Annotated in this window: 9 protein-coding genes and 1 rRNA gene; 9 read left to right on the plus strand and 1 reads right to left on the minus strand. The window is 45.3% G+C overall.

Annotated features, from left to right (window positions below; genetic code table 11):
* The 3 genes from rrf to IDJ77_RS10605 all read left to right on the plus strand — a co-directional run.
* Window positions 1-86: ribosomal RNA gene (gene rrf / locus IDJ77_RS10595) — 5S ribosomal RNA — on the plus strand; the annotation flags it as partial.
* Window positions 87-265: 179 nt separating this feature from the next.
* The gene (locus tag IDJ77_RS10600) at window positions 266-1,702 is read left to right on the plus strand and encodes a trehalase family glycosidase (RefSeq protein ID WP_191188928.1); all 1,437 of its coding nucleotides are present in this window, start codon (window positions 266-268) and stop codon (window positions 1,700-1,702) included.
* A gap of 55 nt (window positions 1,703-1,757) precedes the next feature.
* A complete protein-coding gene (locus IDJ77_RS10605) occupies window positions 1,758-3,599 on the plus strand; it encodes a right-handed parallel beta-helix repeat-containing protein (protein ID WP_191188929.1) in 1,842 nt (613 codons plus the stop codon).
* A 200-nt stretch (window positions 3,600-3,799) separates the two neighbouring features.
* On the opposite strand, the gene IDJ77_RS10610 is transcribed toward IDJ77_RS10605, so the two are convergent.
* Window positions 3,800-4,240 (minus strand): hypothetical protein, encoded by a 441-nt coding sequence (locus IDJ77_RS10610; protein ID WP_191188930.1) that lies wholly within the window; start codon window positions 4,238-4,240, stop codon window positions 3,800-3,802.
* Between the two features lie 180 nt (window positions 4,241-4,420).
* On the opposite strand from IDJ77_RS10610, the gene IDJ77_RS10615 reads away from it, so the two are divergent.
* The 6 genes from IDJ77_RS10615 to IDJ77_RS10640 all read left to right on the plus strand — a co-directional run bounded on the left by IDJ77_RS10615 (window position 4,421) and on the right by IDJ77_RS10640 (window position 16,801).
* Window positions 4,421-5,488 carry a sensor histidine kinase gene (locus IDJ77_RS10615; protein ID WP_191188931.1) on the plus strand — a complete coding sequence of 356 codons (1,068 nt, stop codon included), beginning with the start codon at window positions 4,421-4,423 and terminating at the stop codon, window positions 5,486-5,488.
* Window positions 5,488-6,210, plus strand: coding sequence for a LytR/AlgR family response regulator transcription factor (locus tag IDJ77_RS10620; RefSeq protein ID WP_191188932.1), 723 nt, complete (start codon window positions 5,488-5,490; stop codon window positions 6,208-6,210). The genes IDJ77_RS10615 and IDJ77_RS10620 overlap by 1 nt, the downstream gene beginning before the upstream one ends.
* 197 nt (window positions 6,211-6,407) lie before the next feature.
* On the plus strand, window positions 6,408-8,825 hold the full coding sequence (locus tag IDJ77_RS10625; protein WP_191188933.1) for an ABC transporter permease: 2,418 nt from the start codon (window positions 6,408-6,410) through the stop codon (window positions 8,823-8,825).
* 240 nt (window positions 8,826-9,065) lie between these two features.
* A complete protein-coding gene (locus IDJ77_RS10630; RefSeq protein ID WP_191188934.1) occupies window positions 9,066-11,492 on the plus strand; it encodes an ABC transporter permease in 2,427 nt (808 codons plus the stop codon).
* A gap of 311 nt (window positions 11,493-11,803) precedes the next feature.
* The gene (locus tag IDJ77_RS10635) at window positions 11,804-14,170 is read left to right on the plus strand and encodes an ABC transporter permease (RefSeq protein ID WP_191188935.1); all 2,367 of its coding nucleotides are present in this window, start codon (window positions 11,804-11,806) and stop codon (window positions 14,168-14,170) included.
* Window positions 14,171-14,326: 156 nt separating this feature from the next.
* On the plus strand, window positions 14,327-16,801 hold the full coding sequence (locus tag IDJ77_RS10640; RefSeq protein WP_191188936.1) for an ABC transporter permease: 2,475 nt from the start codon (window positions 14,327-14,329) through the stop codon (window positions 16,799-16,801).
* Window positions 16,802-16,874 lie beyond the last annotated feature (73 nt).

Raw genomic sequence — 16,874 nt, forward strand, 5'->3', positions numbered from 1 at the left:
CCTCTTCCCATTCCGAACAGAGAAGTTAAGCCCGCCAGAGCCGATGGTACTGCAGTAAAATGTGGGAGAGTAGGTCGGTGCCAAATCTTAATGCCAACAGGCCTTAACAAAGAACCCTTTCATCAACAGATGAAGGGGTTTCTGCGTTTATACGCGAAATTAAACAAGGTGTTTAGTAAATTATTAGTTAGTAATTCAACCTTTGCCGTGTTTGTAAATCTGCTGCATGGGGTGTAATTATAACTTATTAGCGTACTTTTATTTTATGAAAAAAAGCATTTTACTGTTCGTCGTGGCGTGCTTCTATAATTATGCCTCTGCGCAGAATACAGGTTTATCATTTACCTCTGATGATGCTGCGCTGCAAACAGCGTTTAATAATGCAAAAGCAATGGCGCTAAGCTATAAAGGCAAACCCGCAGACCCGGTGGGGCCATGGTACGAATCGGCATTGCCACCACGTTTTGCATTTTGTATGCGCGATGTTTCGCATCAGGCGTTAGCCGGGCAGGTACTTGGCTTGCAGGACGCTAACAAAAATATGCTTACGCTCTTTGCAAAAAATATCTCGCAAAGCAAAGATTGGTGCACTTATTGGGAGATAAACCATTTTGGGAAACCTGCACCCGAAGACTATCGCAACGATAAAGAATTTTGGTACAACCTGGATGCCAATTTTGATGTGATGACAACCTGCTGGAAGCTGTATTTATGGACGGGCGATAAAGAGTATATCCAGGGCAAGGCATTTAAGAATTTTTACCACCGGTCGGCAAAAGAATTTATCAGCAAGTGGGTTCTTCAGCCCGATTCGTTATTAACAAGGCCCGCGCATCCCAACGCGCCCGTGCCGTTTAATGTAGAAGATTCTTTTCATCGCTGCAGGGGTTTACCTTCGTATTCGGAAGGGGTGCCTGATATAAAAATGGGGGCTGATCTGCTGGCGGCTATTTATCGCGGTTTATTATCTTACGCCGAAATATTAAAGGTAAACGGGCAGCAACGTGAGGCGGCTATCTACGCAAAAAAAGCAGAAGCCTACCAAAAACAACTCGATAAGCAATGGTGGGACGATAAAGCATCTTTGTATTTTACTTACTACTCCAATAAAAATGTATTCGGTAAAACCGAAGGGGAAACCTTTTTGCTTTGGTTTGATGCCCTAAAGGATTCCGCAAGGCGGAAGAAAACATTGGAGCATCTTTTAGCTAACGACTGGAACATCGAAAACCTATCGTACTTTCCTTATCTGATGTACGAAAACGGTTACCCGGCCGCAGCCTATAAATACATACTCCATTTAACTAACCCTGCTACCGAAAGAAGGGAATACCCGGAAGTTTCTTTTGGTGTGATAAAGGGTTTTACCGAAGGTTTAATGGGTATAGCGGCAGACGCGCGTTACAACAGTATCAGTACGCTTTATCGTAATAATAACGATGTTGGCTCGGCATTGTATCGTGTACCGGTATTAAATACCTTGATAAACATCAGGCATGTCAATAAAAAGAAAAGCGTTTTAACTAACAAGGGCAACAAGATGGTTAACTGGAGAGCGAGTTTCTATGGTAACCATGCGCTTATTTACATTAATGCTATAGCACATAAGGCAATTTACAAAAAGGATGGCACCGGTAATGCGGTTTCATACGCAAGTGTTAAGGTAAACGCAGGTGATGTAATTACAGCCTATGTTAAATAAGATTCAATATCCGCCTGCATCCTTTAAACGTTAATTCCGGCCATATCTAAAATCAATGTATAGACTCATTCTTCTGATATTTATAAATACCTACTTAGCAACGGCCGTTGCTTGTGCTAAGAACATCGATGCCAACCAATATCTTTCCTCGTCTGGCAGGACAAAATCGCCGGGCAAAACAACCTACTACATCGACCCAAAAAAAGGGAATGACCGTAATCCCGGAACGCTCCAAAACCGCCCCTGGCGTACTTTCGACAGGGTTAACCGCATGGTACTACAACCGGGAGATAAGGTGATAGTTAGCCCCGGAACGTTTCACCGATCATTATACCTCATTGCAAAAGGTACTGCAGCAAAGCCGGTAAACATCCTGTTCAAACCCGGCAGGTTTGATTTCTATCCCGATAGCGCATACAAGTCGGCCTTTCATATATCAAATACCAACGATGTGCCCGACGGACTAAAAGCGATCGCTCTCTATGTTGCCGGTTCAAAATTCGTTCGGGTGAAAGGTGCCGGACCGAAGATCATGCTCCGGGGGAAAATGATCGAAAGTTGTATCGACCATAGTGAAGATGTAAGTATAGCAGGCCTGAGCTATGATTATTACCGGCCTACGGTATCTGAAATGAAAATTACCCACCTGAGCGTCAATACCGCTGAAATAGCGGTCAACGCCTCATCGGCCTACAGTATAAAAGACAGCGTGCTTTATTGGGAAGGCGAAGGATGGCGCCACGAAGCCGGCTGGTACTGGCAGGTTTACGATCCCGGAACAGGGTATGTAGAACGAACGGACCTGAAACCGAATAGCGTAAAATTCTCTGATCGGGGCAAGGGTATGATCACCGCGCATTTCAAAAATAATCCGGGTTTCGCAGAAGGGCTGATTTACCAAACCCGCGACGTGACACGTGATTGTGCGGGTATTTTTATGCAATACAGCAAAAATATCCGGTTAAAAAACATCCGTATCTATTTTATGCATGGCATGGGTGTGGTAAGCCAATACTGCGAGAACGTTAAAATGGATTCGGTAGTTGTACGGCCGGAAGAAACAAGCGGAAGAACATGCGCTGCCTGGGCGGATATCCTGCATTTTTCGGGCTGCAGCGGGAAGATAGAGGTAGCCAACTGTTATCTGTCTGGCGCGAACGATGATGCTATCAATGTTCACGGAACGCACCTGAGGATTATGGAGGGGGTTTCGAACAAACAGATCAAAGTGCGCTTTATGCACACGCAGACCTATGGTTTTACGGCATTTTTGCCGGGAGATAGCATTGAGCTGGTTCATGCCAAAACACTCAATTCCTTTGCAGAAAACGTAGTTCTTAAAGCAGAAAGGCTTAATGATAAAGAGATCCTGCTGACCTTAAAGGATGAGATTCCTGATGCCTTTGCTACAGATGATGCTGTGGAAAACACAACGAGAACTCCCCGCATATGGGTGCATCACACCGTGATCACCAGGATACCTACCAGGGGGATTTTAGCAACAACCCGGCGTAGCATATTGCTCGAAAATAATTTATTTGACCGCGTGCGGTGGAATGCGGTGCTGATAGAGGATGACGCGGAGAGCTGGTATGAATCGGGCCCGGTGCGAAATGTGCTTATCAGGAATAATAATTTTATAGGTTGCGGCGGGCCTGTGATCAGCGTTCATCCCGAGAACGAAATAAACGATAAGCCTGTACACAAAAACATTACCGTTATAAATAACAGGTTTAAATTGAATGGCGATAGTAAAGTGCTGTATGCCAAAAGCACTTCCGGCATTCAACTGATAGGGAATAGCATTCGGTCAGCAACTGCAGATATTAACCAACTGACGGAGTTTAAAGACTGCCTGAATATAAAAGTTGCGGCAAATAAAATAAGTAAACCATAAAAGGCCACATGCCCCGGGATATGCTGGATCGAAAATATTCAGCGGCTTTTTATCGGTTCTAAGCCAGCGGGAAAATATATTTTATTGTATAAAAAGAGGCTGCCTTTTAAGACAGCCTCTTAAGGCTGTCCCGCTGTTGCGCCAGGTCTTGGAAGGCACCGGCAGCAAAGCAGGACAAAAAAGACTCGCTTAGCCATCTTTTATTTAAAACGGACCATAGAAAGCATTTCACCTTTTGGCAGTTCATTGGCGCTGTAATAAAGGCTCAGCTCGTGGCCGGCTTTTTTCTTTTGCCAGTGAACCAGCTCTTTTACGGGTATCGTCATTTTCAGGTCCGCGCCGCTGGCATCTGCAAATGTCCATTTAAGCAGGGTAGCTCCCTGTTCATCCTTCAGCGCAACGCTGCGCCCGGTACCGGGGCCGTTGTCCTTCCTGCAATGGCTGTAAACAATTTGTAGCTGATCGTTCTCTTTGGCGTTATCCAACTGCAGCACGCGTAAATTAAGCGGCTGATTTACGGATTGCTTCAGCACGAGTTTATTATTTAAATAGATCTCGTACCTGTCCAGGCCGAACGGGGTAGCAAAACTTAAGCTGATGAGCGTAAATAACAACGCTCCAATAAATGTGATCTTTTTCATAATGTTTGTTTTTTTTACAATAGTAGGCTAACAAGCTGTGCCGCCAAAAAAAAGTAGAGCAACAACCAAAATAGTCGACGTCAGTATTTTATGCTTATATTCCTCTACTTTTTCAGTCGTTCGTCGATATAATTTGGCGCACGCCCCGCTTTTACTTTTCTTTAGTGAATGCTCATGAATATGAATATCAACCGTCCGGACAAAACGTTCAAACTGCCTTTCTCCAGTCGCAGTTTCTCACTTCGGTATACACTCATCCATGGGGCCTATTGGGTACTGGTCACCGGATTTTTCTTATACGAGAAGAAGTACCTGATTTATAAAACTAACCTGCCTTATTTTTGCGCCTGTGTTGCCGGCCGTATCGGTTTGCTCATCGTTATTGCGTACCTGAACCTGCATTATTTTATGCCTAAATACCTGCTCAGGAAGCGCTATACGGCCTATTTTACTGCGGTTATCCTTTCGGTGATCGGCTATGTACTCATCCAAAGCCTTTACGATTTTTACCTGTATGGCTTTGTGGTAGGCCCTATGTACAACAGCCGCCTGCCGGAGGCTATTTCGTATAATTTTTTTAGTGCTTTGTGGTACCTGGGCCTTATGCTTGCCCTTAAGCTGAGCCTGGACTGGTACGGGCAGCAACTGATCATTCAAAAGATCACCGTAGAAAAACTAAATGCCGAAGTTGATTTCCTGCGCGCGCAGGTCAATCCGCATTTTTTATTCAATATCCTGAATAACCTGTATGCGCTTACGCTTAAAAAATCGGAGTTGGCACCCGATGTGGTGCTGAAGCTCTCGGCCATGATGGAATACATGCTGTATGACAGTAATGACGAACAGGTGCTGCTGGACAAAGAACTCGGCTATCTCCACAATTATATCGAATTGGAACGGCTCCGTTTTAGTGACGATGCTGCTATTAGTTTGACGATGGACGCGGCGCTTGACGGGCAAAAGATCGCCCCGTTATTGTTACTGCCACTGGTAGAAAACGCGTTTAAGCACGGGCTCAGTAAACAAACAGAGGACGGGTGGCTGAAAGTCGACATTAATTTGGCCGGGCCGACCTTAACAATGCTTGTAGAGAACACCAAGCCATCGCTGGTTACGCCGCAAAGCAGAGGAGGTATCGGGCTCAACAATTTGCGGAAACGGCTGGAATTGCTTTACCCGGGCAGGCATCAATTGGAATTGGAAGATAAAACAAACACCTTTAAAGCCAGGTTGGTAATTGAACTTTGATGGAAACGCCTTTAACTATAGTGGTTGTGGATGATGAACCGCTTGCGCGGGAAGTACTGGAGGCTTTTTTAAAAAAAATAACCGGTATACAGTCCGTGTACCTTTTTCCCAATGCCAGGGCGGCTTTGAACCATTTGGAAAAACAGGCCGCCGACCTGTTGTTACTGGATATTGAAATGCCTGAAATGACCGGTATCGAATTTTTGAAACAATTGCCAGACCCACCGCTCACCATCTTTACAACAGCCTATCGCAACTACGCGTTTGATGGCTACGAACTGGGCGTGATCGACTTTTTATTGAAGCCGATCGGCTTTGACCGGTTTGCATTGGCGATAAGCAAGGCAAGGGAGTTTTTAGCGTTAAAAGAACAGCAAAGCCACATGGAAGATGGCCCCGGGGATGACTACAACGAATTTGTTTTTGTAAAAAGCGGCGTTCAGCGGATCAAGCTGCACTTTGCCGAGGTTACGCATATCCAGGGATTAAAAGATTATGCCATTATCTATACGTCGGATAAAAAAATCCTACTTAAAGGTTCGGTTAAAGCCATGCTGGATATCTTCCCGACCGACCGCTTTATCCGGGTACATAAATCGTTCATCGTAAACCTGCAAAAGGTGACGCAATTGGAGCGGAACCACATTTTGCTAAAAGGACACCAGATCCCCGTTGGGCGGAACTTTAAAGAGGAGTTAGAGCGCGCATTGAGAGCGAAATAAATGGCGGGTCTCCTTTATTCCCTTAAGAAATATCAGTCCATCCACTACCTACCACTCACTGTTCACCAAACCATTGTATCATAACCGAACAATCACTGTTACGCAGGCGTACACTATGTAGCTATAAGTATGTATTTAATATATTGATTGTCAATTAATTATATATTTGGTATTTGTTTTAAGCTATTGGTAGTATCATGATAAAAAATTACCTTACCATCGCCTGGAGGAGCCTTACTAAAAACAAGGTTTTTTCATTCATCAATATATTCGGGCTTGCTATTGGCTTAACCTGTTGCATGCTCATCAGCGCTTACATTTACCAGGAGGTTACCTATGATACTTATCCCGTAAAGGCAAAAAACATTTACCGCGTTGGCTTACATTTAACCGAGAATGCCGGCGTAACCGATTTCGCCTTAGTTGATGCCGCGGTAGGGCAGGGCATCAAAAACAATATCCCTGGCATTGTGTCGTCCACCCGCATCAGCGGAAGGGGATCGGTTTATGTAAAATATGACGATAAGCTATTTAAAGAAGAGCACTTTAGCATAGCCGATTCTAATTTCCTGGCGATGTTCTCCTTACCATTGATTCAGGGTGACGGGCGCAGCGCGTTGGTTGATCCAAATACGGTAGTAATAACCCGTCAAACAGCAAAAAAATACTTTGGCAGCGCATCGGCAATTGGTAAAACACTCACCCTGCAGGGCGAACGCGATCTGAAAGTTACCGGCGTAATTGATAAAGTGCCCGATAATTCCCATTTTCATTTCGACGCATTTATCAGCAAAGCTACCTATCCCGCCAAGCGCGAAACCTGGAGCAACATTAGCTTTTACACCTATTTGCAGCTTAACGATGGTGCCGACGCTAAAAAAATAGAGGCACAGTTCCCCGCGCTGGTGTTAAAATATGCCGCGCCCGAAATACAGAACGATATGGGCGTAAGCCTTGCCGAAGCCCAAAAATCGGTCAATACTTTCCGGTTTTTTCTGATGCCGCTTACCGATATCCACCTGCACTCCGCAACCAAATTAGAGATAGAGCCAAACGGCGATATCCATTACGTTTACATCTTCAGCGCGCTGGCAGCATTCATTTTACTGCTGGCCTGCATCAATTTCATGAATTTGTCTACAGCCAGCTCGGTTAAACGTGCAAAAGAGGTAGGTATCCGCAAAGTGATGGGTTCGTTAAAAAGCTCGCTCATCTCGCAGTTCCTTACCGAATCGGTAGTGGTGACGGCTTTAGCTATGGTAATCGGACTAATGCTTGTCTACTTCGCGCTGCCATATTTTAATAACCTCGCCGGCAAGCAGTTTGATATGGGCTTGTTCATCAGCCCCAAAAGTATCGCCATCGAGGTATTCCTTGTCTTGCTTGTTGGCATCATCGCCGGCATTTACCCGGCGTTCTTCCTGTCATCTTTTAAAGTGCTGAATGTTTTAAAAGGCAACACCTCGGCGGGCCCTGCAAAGCGTAACTTTTTGCGTAGCGGGCTGGTGGTGTTCCAGTTCTTTATTTCCACATCGCTTATTATAGCTACGATGGTGGTATACCGCCAGCTAAACTACATGCAAAATATCAAGCTGGGTTACGATAAAGAGCAGGTGCTGGTTATAAACGATGCTTATTCGCTTGGCAACAATATAGATGCCTTTAAACAGCAACTGCTGCGCGATCCGCGGGTAGCCAATGCTACCGTAACGGGCACCGTACCCGGTAGTGCCAACATGGATGGCACCCAGATCTACGCCAAAGAGTTTAACGATAAACAGGAACACAAAGAGATCCACACCAATATTTACCACGTGGAGGATAGCTACCTGGCAACCCTCGGCATAAAAATGGCCACAGGCCGCAACTTCTCATCCGCATCCCCGGCAGATTCGTCGGCTGTCGTGATCAACGAGGCGCTGGTGCGCGAGATAGGCTGGGGCAATACCGATCCAATTGGTAAAACCATCGTACGCTCTGGCCAGCGCGAATTTAAAGTGGTTGGTGTGGTGAAAGATTTTCACTATAAATCGGCAAAGGAAAAGATAGCACCGCTGATGTTTTTACCGGGCCGCAGCAATATGTTAATGGCTGTAAAAGTACACTCGGCAGATGTATCGGGCTTTTTAACCGATGTAAAGAAACAATGGGATGGTTATCGTGCTACAGCGCCATTCAGTTATTCGTTTCTGGATGAGCAATACGCCGCCCTGTACAGTGCAGAACAACGCACCGGGAAGATCTTCACTTCGTTTGCGTTAGTAGCCGTAGTCATTGCCAGCCTTGGTTTATTTGGCCTGGCAGCGTTCAGCATCAGGCAGCGGGTGAAGGAGATCGGTATCCGCAAGGTGTTAGGGGCCTCATCAGGTACAATCACGGGTATGTTATCGGCGGAGTTTTTAAAGCTGGTGGGCATTGCCATCGTGGTATCGGTACCGGTAACCTGGTACGCCATGCACAAATGGCTGCAGGATTTTGCTTACCGCATAGATATCTCCTGGTGGGTGTTCGTACTGGCTGCCTTTATAGCTATACTGGTGGCCTTTGTCACCGTGAGTTTCCAATCGGTAAGGGCAGCTTTGGCAAATCCCGTAAAAAGTTTGCGAAGTGAGTAACCTAAGTTGATTAGAGGTAGTCATAAAAGGTGAATCATTACATCGCCTCACCCAAACGTCCTCAAAAGGATTTAGTGGGAGCTTAAATAGGGGTAAATGAGTTGACAGTTGTATTGTTTATAAGATTTGAAATCGGGACACAAAGAATCAGCGTAATCGGTGAAATTAAATTAAAATCTGTGTAACGGCGAAGCCCTCTTGAGCACCAAAAAACTATTAATCGCGAAAAATAAAAAAATCATGTTTAAAAACTACGTTAAAACAGCTTTCCGGAGCTTAATGAAAAACAAAGGCTTCACTGCCATCAATATACTTGGGCTTGCCCTGGGGCTGTGCGTTTGTATGCTGATCGTTTTCTACGTGATAGATGAAGTTGGCTATGATACCTATAACACCAAAGCCGATAGGATCTACCGCGTAAACAACGATATTAAATTCGGCGGGAGAACGAGTCAATATGCGGTTTCGCCGGCGCCTCTGGCATCAACGGTTAAAAGCGATTTCCCCGAAGTGGAAAAGACGGTGCGGTTTAGAGAGCGTGGCGGTTATAAAGTAAGGAAAGACGGGCAAAACGTGCAGGAGCACCGCATGGTTTTTGTGGACTCTACCGTATTTGATGTTTTTACCCTGCCGATGATACAAGGTGACCCTAAGACCGCTCTTACCGAACCCAAAAGCGTGGTAATAAACGAAACCACAGCGCTGAAATATTTTAACGCCACAAACGTGGTTGGTAAAATGCTGACTTTTAACGATACCATCCTGTACAAAGTAACCGGCGTAATTAAGGATATTCCAAAGCAATCGCATTTTAATTTCGACTTTTTATTAGCTATGGCCGGGCTGGACGAGAGCAAGGAAAATGCCTGGCTTAGCAATAACTTTGCCACTTACCTTGTATTAAAAAAAGGAACTAACCCCCAAACGCTGGAAGCCAAATTCCCTCCATTTGTAGCAAAATACGTTGGCGGGCAGCTACAGGCAGCTACCCACATGAGTTTCAGCGATTTTGAAAAGGATGGGAGTTACTTTAAATTAAGCTTAGTTGCATTAAGGGATATCCACCTGCGCTCTAATGTGCAAAACGAAATGGGCGCTAACGGCAACATCCAGTATGTGTACATATTTTCGGCAGTGGCTATTTTTATATTGCTTATTGCCTGCGTAAACTTCATGAACCTTTCTACCGCGCGCTCATCCAACCGTGCCCGCGAGGTAGGGGTGCGTAAAGTATTGGGCTCGGCACGCAGTTCGCTTATCGCGCAGTTTTTGTCGGAGTCGGTTTTGGTGACATTTGCCGCCACGGTTATTGCCGTGATAGCAGCATGGCTACTACTACCGGTATTTAACCAAATGGCGGATAAACAACTGGCATTTACCACCGCCACCTTTGTATGGCTGTTGCCCGTGTTGCTGGTAATTGTGGTTGTCATCGGCTGCCTTGCAGGTTCGTATCCCGCTTTCTTTTTATCGGCTTTCCAACCTATCGATGTATTGAAAGGTAAATTGTCGACCGGGTTTAAGGGTGGCTTCCTGCGGAGTTTTTTAGTGGTATTTCAGTTCTCTATTTCCATATTCCTCATCATCGGTACCCTGGTTATTTATAACCAGCTGAAATTCATCCAAAGTAAGGATCTGGGCTACAGCCGCGAACAAGTGCTTATTGTTAACAATACCGAAGTTTTGGATAAACAGGCCAAGGTATTTAAACAAGAGATAAAAGCACTGCCCGGGGTAAAAAATGCCACTTTAACCGGCTTTATACCAACCGGTGGCTGGAGAAACAACACATCGATGTTTGAGAGCCCTACATTGGATACCAAGCATGCAGTTTCTCTTGGCAATTGGGAAGTTGATGAGGATTATATCAGTACCATGGGTATGAAAATAAAGTACGGCCGCGATTTTTCTACAGAAATGAAAACAGATTCGTCCGCTGTGATACTTAACGAAGCCGCGGTAAAGATCCTGGGCTATAAAGATGCACTGAACAAGGAGTTATATATGCCTACAGATAACATGGCTAAGAACCTGAAGAAGCTGCACATCATCGGCGTTATAAAGGATTTTAACTTCAGTTCGCTGCGCGAAAATATTTCTCCGCTCGCATTTTTATACGGCCAAAACTCCGGTGCTTTAAGCGTGCATATCAACGCGGCGAATGCTGCCGCTGTATTGGCACAGGTTAAAGAAAAATGGCATACGTTAGCGCCAAACCAGCAGTTCGATTACTCGTTTATGGATGAGGATTTTGAGAACAGCTACCGTACCGAGCAGCGCATAGGCGGCATCTTTATCGCCTTTACGTCAATGGCTATCATCATAGCCTGCCTGGGCTTATTTGGCCTGGCAGCTTATGCGGCCGAGCAACGCACCAAGGAGATCGGTATCCGCAAAGTATTAGGCGCCAACATCTCCATCATAGTGGCTATGCTCTCTAAAGATTTTATTAAGTTGGTTATCGTAGCCATCGTTATCGCCTCGCCATTGGCCTGGTTTAGTATGCAGCATTGGTTTTTATCGGGCTTTGCTTACCAGGATGGTATAAAATGGTGGATAGTAGCTACAGCCGGTGGCGGAGCCATTATTATCGCGTTTATCACCATCAGCTTCCAATCTATAAAAGCCGCGTTGGCCAACCCGGTAACAAGTTTGAAGAATGAATAGGATGGTGAGTAGTGAGTGGAGAGTGGTGAATGATAAGTAAAACAAAGAATGGTGAGTGGGTTTGGCCTGCTTACCATTTTTGCGTTTGGTAAGCCTTACCATTCTATACTCATTATTCGCCATTCTCTATTCGCCACTTCCCACTAACCACTTCCCACTAACAACTCACTATTCTCTACTCACCAAGGTGTATCATAACCGTACAATGGCTGTTACGCATGCGTACAGTTGCATGTTGATATATCTAAATTAAACAATTGATAATCAATATATTATAACTTTGGTACTGCTTTTATTTTATAGGCGGTATTATGATCAGGAATTACTTAAAAATTGCTTTTCGCAATTTGTTTAAAAACAAGCTGTACAGCCTTATTAATATAGGCGGTTTGGGTGTTGGTATGGCCGTAAGCTTTATGCTGCTGTTATACGTTTATAATGAGTTTACCTTTGATAAATTTTACCCTAACGACGACCGCCTTTATTCTGTTTTGCGTAACCAGGCAGCCGATGGCGAGATCCAAACCAGCGGCGCCACATCGTTGCCGGTTGCAGCTGCCCTGCTAAAAGATTTTCCGGAAGTAGAAAAGGCAGCACACACCAACTGGCCGAACGACCGCCTGTTTAAATATAAAGACAAAACGCTTAACCTGCTGATGCTTTCTGGCGATCCGTCCATCCTGGATATTTTTAGCTATGAGTTTGTACGCGGAAGCAAAAAGACAGCCTTTGCCGAACTATCATCGGTAGTACTTACCCAAAGCGGCGCTAAAACGCTATTTGGCGATGAGGACCCCATGGGCAAGTTTGTTAAAATAGATAACACCCGCAGCGCAAAAGTTACCGGTATTATAAAAGATGCCCCCGCAAATTCATCCCGCAAATTCCAGGCGCTGGGTTCTTGGACCATGCAAGAGGCCGATATGCCATGGCTCAAAACTTCGGGCTGGGGCAACCATTCCTTCCGTACCTATGTTCTGTTAAAACCCGGTACCGATGTGGCCAGGCTAAATAAAAAATTGGCCGGGCTCTTCCAAAAATACGTTCCGGAGGATAAAGAGAACAAGTTTATGCTTTTCCAGTATTCGCGCGCGCACCTTTACAGCGATTTTAAAAATGGCGTGAGTGTTGGCGGGCAGATCAGGTATGTAAGATTGTTCCTGATATTGGCGATAGGCATCCTGCTCATAGCCTGTATCAATTTCATGAACCTTTCTACCGCCCGCTCAGAAAACCGCGCCCGCGAGGTTGGCGTGCGTAAGGTAGTAGGGGCAAGTCGCTTTTCGCTTATCTGGCAATTTATGGGCGAATCGTTGCTGATGTCGCTTATCTCCTTTGTGCTGGCACTGCTTATCATCCACGCATCCTTAGATTATTTTAACGGGATGACGCATAAAAACCTTTCTATCCCATACGGCCTATCTTATTTTTGGATAGCGGGCCTGGGTGTAACCATCATTACTGGTATTATAGCCGGCAGTTACCCGGCCTTGTTCTTGTCGTCTTTTAGGCCCGTTAAGGTTTTAAAGGGCATTAACAACGCGGGCAGGGCTACCCTTAGGCCAAGGCAGGTATTAGTTACGTTACAATTTGTTTTTGCAACGGGGCTTATCCTCTCCACCATACTGATATATAAACAACTCAACTATATTAAAAACCTGCCGACAGGTTATAGTAAGGATGGCCTGGTAGAGATTCCCCAGGTTGGTAAAATATACGATCAGTTTGAGAGCTTCCGCAGGGATGCGATGGCTACGGGTGCAGTTACCGAAGCTGCCAGTACATCGGGCACCATCACAAACGATGGCAGCTCTTCCTGGGGCATCAAATGGCCGGGGCAATTACCGGGAGAAGACAAGCTCCCTATCAGCCAGATGGTTACCACCTATCATTTCACCCAAACATTCGGCATTAAAATACTGGAGGGCCGCGATTTTGATATTGGCCGCCCGTCGGATTCAACCGCAATTATGCTCAACGAATCGGCCGTGAAACTGATGCGTTTGAAAGAGCCATTGGGCACCGTAGTGTTTTGGCAGGGCGTAAACCGCACCGTGATTGGCGTAGTTAAGGATTTTATATGGGGTAAAGCTTATGAGCCTATTAAACCCGTTATCATTGGTTTTGAAAAAGGCTGGGCGGGCACTGCTACCCTGAAGCTTAATAAAAATATGGCTGTTTCAACAGCACTTGCAAAGCTGGAAGCCGTTTACAAAAAATACAATGCCGAGTATCCTTTCGATTATAAATTTGTTGACGAACTGTACGACGAGAAGTTTGCTACCGAGCAGTTGTTAGGCAACCTCACCAATTCATTCACCGTGCTGGCTATCGTGATATCCTGCCTTGGTTTATTTGGCCTTTCATCCTTCTCGGCCGAGCAGCGCCGTAAGGAGATCGGTATCCGTAAGGTGTTAGGCGCATCTACACGCAACCTTTGGTACAATCTATCAAAAGAGTTCATCGTGCTGGTTAGCATTGGCTTTGTTATCGGCGCGGCCTTTAGCATTTACTTTATGAGCCAGTGGCTGCAGAGCTATACCTATCGAACCAGTATAAGTGTTTGGGTTTTTGCCACAACTATCATCATCAGCCTGGGCGTTACATTAATAACGGTAAGCTGGCAGGCCATTAAAGCGGCTGTAACCAACCCGGTGAAGAATTTAAGATCGGAATAAATCAGTTCATAGTTGATGGTTCATAGTTGATGGACTGAAGTAAATCTGCAATTGACCATGGACTTTTAAATCAGTGTAATCAATTTTCAAATCGGTGTAACGGCAAAGCCCTCTTGAGCGCCAAAAAATAAACTACTGCGAAAAATCTATAAAAATATGATAAAAAACTATTTCAAAATTGCCTTACGGGGTTTCCGCAGGCATAAGCTATTTACCTTCATCAACATTGTAGGGTTGTCTATTGGTATCAGCGCAGCGCTGGTGATCTACCTCATTGTACATTTTGATTTTACATTTGATAAGTTTCATAAGGATAGCGAGCGCGTTTACCGCGTAACTACCGATTATTCTTTTGCGGGCGAGGTAGGGCACAATGGCGGGGTAACTATGGCCCTTGCGCCGGCTTTAAGCGCCGAAGCTACCGGTATTGAACAGGTTGCTCCGTTTTATATCTACAACGAGGTGAATGTATTGGTACCCAACGGCTCATCGGCAGATAACAAGCTAAAAAAGCAAAGCGGGATAATTTTCGCCGAAGGTCATTACTTTAATATTTTTGAATATAAGTGGGTTGCCGGAAATAGAAAAACCGCGCTTAAAGATCCCAACACGGTTGTGCTTACTACTAAGCAGGCTAAACTGTATTTTCCAAAGCTGGATTATACCGACATGATGGGCAAGCAGATCATCTACGACGACTCCCTTAAAACCACCGTTACCGGTATTGTAGAGCCATTTAAAAACCGCTCAGATTTTACCGCGCACGATTTTATCTCCTTCATCACCGGTACAACCGATCATTACATTAAAGACAACTTCGAGGTAGCGGAGTGGGGCAGTACAAACTCAGCCTCGCAGTTATTTATCAAACTTGCGCCAACCGCTTCCGCTGCTAAATTAGAGAAACAACTAAATGCTATGCTGAAAAAGCATAACCCTCCAAAGCCGGAAAATAAGGGCAATACGCAGGGCCTTTCGCTCCAGCGTATCAGCGACCTGCATTTCGACCAAGTTTATGGCGGCCTGGATGGTGTGCGTACAGCAAGCAAAACCACGCTTTACGGCCTATTAGTAATTGCTGCATTTTTACTGATATTGGGATGCATCAATTTCATTAATCTTACTACGGCGCAGGCATCGCAGCGTGCCAAGGAGATAGGTATCCGCAAAACAATGGGCAGCAGGCGTAGTCAGTTGATTATGCAGTTTTTAAGCGAGACCTTTTTGATAACGCTTTTCGCGGTAATTATCTCCGTAGCTATAGCGCCGGTAATACTAAAACTCTTTGCCGATTTTGTACCCGAAGGGATCTCTGTAAACATCTTAGCCCAGCCGGACCTGGTTGGGTTTCTGATCCTGTTAACCTTACTGGTAAGCGGTCTATCCGGCTTTTATCCAGCCCTGGTGTTATCGGGCTATAAACCGGTTATGGTATTGAAGAACCAGTCGGTAAGTAACAGCAGCAAATCGCGCAATGCCTGGCTGCGTAAATCGTTAACGGTAACGCAGTTTGTAATAGCGCAGTTCTTCATCATGGCTACCTTACTGGTGAGTAAGCAGATTTATTATGCGTTGCATAAGGACCTTGGCTTTAAAAAAGATGCCATTGTAAATATCAGCACACCATATAAAAGCATGAATACCGATAAGCAACAGGTGTTTATGAATAAGATCCGCGCCATTGCGCAGATACAGTTGATGAGCGTAGGCGGAGCGCCGCCATCATCGGGCAATACCAACTCCACTATGGTTACCTATAAGGACGGCAAAAAAGAAATAAAAATCGATCTGCAGCAGAAGTTTGCCGATGAGAATTACCTCAATGTTTACCAGATAAAACTGTTAGCCGGGCGTAACCTGCGCTCAACCGATACGGCAGGGGCGGGCAACACCCTTATTAATAATACCTACGCCAAAGCATTAGGTTTCCGTAACCCAAATGATGCCATTGGCAAGCAACTGGATTATAACGACAAGCAGAAAACCATAGTTGGTGTAACGGCCGATTTTTACCAGAAATCGCTGCACTCACCTATAAAACCACTTGCTATCCTGCAGCCCGGGAACAGAAAGTGGAATAACCGCACTTTCCATATTGCGCTTAAACCACAAACTGCGGGCGGTACCGAATGGAAAACCGCAATAGCCGGGTTTGAAAAAATATGGAAAGAGGTTTACCCCGACGAAGATTTTGAATACACTTTTTACGACGAGAACATCGCTAAATTTTACACCGCCGAGCAGCATACTTCTCAATTGCTTACCTGGGCTACAGGGCTATCCATATTTATCAGCTGCCTTGGTTTATTGGGCCTGGCTATTTATACCACCAGCCAGCGCACCAAAGAGATCGGCGTACGAAAGGTATTAGGCGCTTCGGTGGCGCAGATAGTAACGCTGCTTTCTACCGAATTGATCTGGCTTATTGTATTAGCTTTTGTAGTGGTAACTCCAATTGCCTATTACGCCATGCAAAAATGGATGGAAAACTTTGCCGACCGCACCGCTATCAGCTGGTGGATCTTCGCGCTAAGTGGCGGCGGGATGCTCACAGCCGCTTTATTTACGCTCAGCTTCCAAACGGTGAAAGCCGCTGTTGCCAACCCCGTGAGGAGTTTGAGGAGCGAGTAGAGGTTAGTTGATAGCCGATGGTTCATGGTTCGTAGTCGAAAAAGAGTGGCAGCTACAATGAGCTATCAACCAT

Source organism: Mucilaginibacter pankratovii, from assembly GCF_014773265.1.
In the GTDB taxonomy this organism is placed as follows: Bacteria; Bacteroidota; Bacteroidia; order Sphingobacteriales; family Sphingobacteriaceae; genus Mucilaginibacter; species Mucilaginibacter pankratovii.

Coding starts and splice junctions, on each gene's coding strand:
- IDJ77_RS10640 (WP_191188936.1), top strand. CDS start 14,327: ATGATAAAAAACTATTTCAAAATTGCCTTACGGGGTTTCCGCAGGCAT.
- IDJ77_RS10630 (WP_191188934.1), top strand. CDS start 9,066: ATGTTTAAAAACTACGTTAAAACAGCTTTCCGGAGCTTAATGAAAAAC.
- IDJ77_RS10600 (WP_191188928.1), top strand. CDS start 266: ATGAAAAAAAGCATTTTACTGTTCGTCGTGGCGTGCTTCTATAATTAT.
- IDJ77_RS10610 (WP_191188930.1), bottom strand. CDS start 4,240: ATGAAAAAGATCACATTTATTGGAGCGTTGTTATTTACGCTCATCAGC.
- IDJ77_RS10635 (WP_191188935.1), top strand. CDS start 11,804: ATGATCAGGAATTACTTAAAAATTGCTTTTCGCAATTTGTTTAAAAAC.
- IDJ77_RS10620 (WP_191188932.1), top strand. CDS start 5,488: ATGGAAACGCCTTTAACTATAGTGGTTGTGGATGATGAACCGCTTGCG.
- IDJ77_RS10615 (WP_191188931.1), top strand. CDS start 4,421: ATGAATATCAACCGTCCGGACAAAACGTTCAAACTGCCTTTCTCCAGT.
- IDJ77_RS10605 (WP_191188929.1), top strand. CDS start 1,758: ATGTATAGACTCATTCTTCTGATATTTATAAATACCTACTTAGCAACG.
- IDJ77_RS10625 (WP_191188933.1), top strand. CDS start 6,408: ATGATAAAAAATTACCTTACCATCGCCTGGAGGAGCCTTACTAAAAAC.